General features: G+C 65.6%; 3 protein-coding genes. All 3 read right to left on the bottom strand.

Features of this window, described 5'->3' with window-relative positions; genetic code table 11:
• Positions 1 to 1319, bottom strand: a 1319-nt coding sequence (locus tag ACE3S9_RS17015) for a homocysteine S-methyltransferase family protein (protein WP_374547668.1), incomplete at its 3' end; no start/stop codon positions are given.
• A gap of 102 nt (positions 1320 to 1421) precedes the next feature.
• Positions 1422 to 2309 carry a methylenetetrahydrofolate reductase [NAD(P)H] gene (metF, locus tag ACE3S9_RS17010; protein ID WP_374547667.1) on the bottom strand — a complete coding sequence of 296 codons (888 nt, stop codon included), beginning with the start codon at positions 2307 to 2309 and terminating at the stop codon, positions 1422 to 1424.
• Between the two features lie 7 nt (positions 2310 to 2316).
• Positions 2317 to 3303: an ArsR/SmtB family transcription factor gene (locus tag ACE3S9_RS17005; protein WP_374547666.1), complete on the bottom strand. Its 987-nt coding sequence runs from the start codon at positions 3301 to 3303 to the stop codon at positions 2317 to 2319.
• Positions 3304 to 3340 lie beyond the last annotated feature (37 nt).

The following is a 3340-nucleotide window of genomic DNA, read 5'->3' as shown; positions in this document are numbered from 1 at the left end:
ACCATCACCGGCACGCGCGCGATATCCGGTTCGGCGGCGACCAGGTTCAGGAATTCGACCATCACCTTCTGCGAATCCAGCAGGCCCTCGTCCATATTGACGTCGATGATCTGCGCGCCATTGGCGACCTGATCGCGCGCGATGTCGAGCGCGGCGTTGTAATCGCCGGCCTGGATCAATTTGCGGAATTTGGCGGAGCCGGTGACATTGGCGCGCTCGCCGATATTCACGAATTTGATGTCGGAGGTGAGCGTGAACGGCTCCAGTCCCGACAGCCGCAGCAAGGGTTCGATGACCGGAATCTCGCGCGGCTTCACGCCCGCGACGCGCTTGGCGATGGCGTGAATATGCGCCGGCGTGGTGCCGCAGCAGCCGCCGACCACATTGACCAGACCGCTGTCGGCGAATTCGCCGACCAGCGCCGCCATGGCCTCGGGGCTTTCGTCGTAAAGGCCGAATTCATTGGGCAGTCCAGCGTTCGGATAAGCGCAGACGGATGTGTCGGCGATGCGCGACAATTCGGCGATATGTGCGCGCATTTCGCGCGCGCCGAGCGCGCAATTCAGGCCGATGGAAAACGGCTTCGCGTGGCGCAAAGAATGCCAGAAGGCCGCCGGCGTCTGGCCGGAAAGCGTGCGGCCGGAAAGATCGGTGATCGTGCCGGAAATCATCACCGGCAAGGTGACGCCGGCTTCCTCGAAGGCTTCGTCAATGCCAAATAATGCGGCCTTGGCGTTGAGCGTGTCGAAAATGGTCTCGACCAGCAGAATATCGGCGCCGCCCTCGATCAGGCCGCTCGCCGCTTCCTTATAGGCGATGCGCAAATCATCGAAGGTCACGGCGCGGAAGCCCGGATTGGACACGTCCGGCGAGATCGAGGCGGTGCGGTTGGTCGGCCCCATCGCGCCGGCGACGAAGCGTTTTTTTCCGTCGCGCTTTTCCGCCTCGATCGCGGCTTCGACCGCGAGCCGCGCGCCTTCGACATTCAGCTCGCGGGCGAGCGATTCCATGCCGTAATCGGCTTGCGCGATGGTTGTGCAGGAAAAGGTATTGGTCTCGACAATATCGGCGCCGGCCTGAAAATAAGCGAGATGAATTTCGCGGATCGCGTCCGGCTGGGTCAGGATCAGCAGGTCGTTATTGCCGCGCAGATCGCGCGGCCAATCGGCGAAACGCGCGCCACGAAAATCGGCCTCGGTGAATTTGCGCTGCTGGATCATCGTGCCCATGGCGCCGTCGAGCACGAGAATTCTTTCGCGCGCCGCTTCCGTCAGGGCTTCGAGAACCGTCTTGCCGCCAAAGCGATTTGTCGTGGTCATGTCGCGATCCCGTTGTCGTTTCCTGCGCCCTCCACGCTCGGAGGGCCGTCGCTCCCTCTCCCCACCTGCGGGGAGAGGGTTGGGGTGAGGGGCGGCCCTTTTTCAGTTCGTCGCCCGAACGCCCAGCAGATGGCAAACCGCGAAGACCAGATCGGCGCGGTTCATCGTATAGAAATGGAACTGCTCGACGCCGCGATCGAGCAGGTCGAACACCTGTTCCGTCGCCACCGCCGCCGCGATCAGGCGGCGCGTCGGCAGATCGTCGTCCAGTCCCTCGAAACGCTCGGCCAGCCAATCCGGCACGCTCGCGCCCGCCCTTTTCGCGAAATTGGCGGTCTGTTTGAAGTTCTGCACCGCCGTCACGCCGGGCACGATCGGGATCATGATCCCCGCCGCGCGCACGCGGTCGAGAAAGCGGAAATAAATGTCGTTGTCGAAGAAAAATTGCGTGATCGCGCGGGTCGCGCCAGCGTCGATCTTGCGCTTCAGCACATCGATATCCTGCGCGAAGCTGGCGCTCTCGGGATGTTTTTCGGGATAGGCCGAAACCGAGATTTCGAAATCGCCGATGGCGCGCAGGCCGGCGACCAGATCGGTGGAATGAGCATAGCCGCCGGGCGTCGGCGCATAGGCGCCGCCGAGTCCGCCCTGCGGGTCGCCGCGCAGGGCCACGACATGCCGCACGCCCTCATCCCAATAGCCGCGCGCGACCTCGTCGACCTCTTCGCGCGTGGCGCCGACGCAGGTCAGATGCGCCGCCGGCTTGATGGCGGTTTCGCGCAGGATGCGCGCGACGGTGGAATGGGTGCGCTCGCGTGTGGAGCCGCCGGCGCCATAGGTCACCGACACGAATTTCGGTTGCAGCGGCGCGAGGCGCGAGATCGCTTCCCACAGCGTCGCCTCCATTTCCGGCGTCTTGGGCGGAAAGAATTCGAACGACACGTCGATCGGCCGGTGCTTGTTGCGGCTGAGCCTCAGGTCTTGGATCATGGCGCTCTCATGGCGAGGCCGGGCGCGGATCGCGCGCCAGCCAAAGGGAAACGGTGAGCTTGTCCTCGCCGGCGGAATCGCCCGGCGCGAGATCGTGATGCAGCACGGGCTCAAGCCCGGCCTGACGCAGATAATCCGCGACCTCCGCGGCGGCGAAGCCGAGGCGGCGGTGCTCGTGTTTTTCGCGCAGCATCTCGTTCTGATGCGGGGCGAAATCGACCACGATCAGCCGCCCGCCCGGCGCCAAGGCGCGGGCGGCCTCGCGCAAGGCGCGGGCGGGATTGTCGAGATAATGCAGCACCTGATGCAGCACCGCGAGATCCGCGGACTCCGGCTCGACCGGGAGGGCGTAAATATCGCCCTGACGCAGATTCACATGGCGCAGGCCGGCCTGTTCGACGCGGGCGCGCGCCACGCCGAGCATGGCGGCGGACAGATCGATTCCCAGCGCGCTTTCCGCGTAGGGCGCGAGCAGCTCAAGCGTCCGTCCCGCGCCGCAGCCGATGTCGAGCAGCCGGCGCCAGCGCGGCCCGCCGTTGCGGGCGGCGTCTAGAATGGCCGCCTCGACCTCGGCCTCGGGCGCGTGCAGCCGTCGTGTTTCGTCCCAGACCGGCGCATGGGCCTCGAAATATTTCTGCGCCTGCGCCGCCCGCGCCGCGCGGACCTCGCCAAGCCGGGCGCGATCGGCCGAAAACGCCGGGTCGTCGGCGGCGAGCCCGGACAGAATCGCCTGCGCCAGCGCCGCCGGCGCGCCCTTGTCCGAGGCGCGGAAAAAGGCCCAGGCGCCCTCGCGGCGGCGCTCGACCAGCCCGGCCTCCAGCAGCAGTTTCAGATGGCGCGACACGCGCGGCTGCGATTGGCCGAGAATCGTCACCAATTCGCTGACCGCCAGCTCCGCATCGGCTAAAAGCGCATAGAGACGCAGGCGCGATTCCTCGCCTATGGCGGCGAGACAGGCCAGTGCGTCGTGAAGGCGGGCGGGGCTTGAGGCCATGATCGGTCCAGAAGGATATAAACATATCTTTATACGT

Source organism: Rhodoblastus sp., from assembly GCF_041915505.1.
In the GTDB taxonomy this organism is placed as follows: Bacteria; Pseudomonadota; Alphaproteobacteria; order Rhizobiales; family Beijerinckiaceae; genus Rhodoblastus.
This window is presented reverse-complemented; position numbering and strand designations above follow the sequence as displayed.

Coding starts and splice junctions, on each gene's coding strand:
- metF (WP_374547667.1), bottom strand. CDS start 2,309: ATGATCCAAGACCTGAGGCTCAGCCGCAACAAGCACCGGCCGATCGAC.
- ACE3S9_RS17005 (WP_374547666.1), bottom strand. CDS start 3,303: ATGGCCTCAAGCCCCGCCCGCCTTCACGACGCACTGGCCTGTCTCGCC.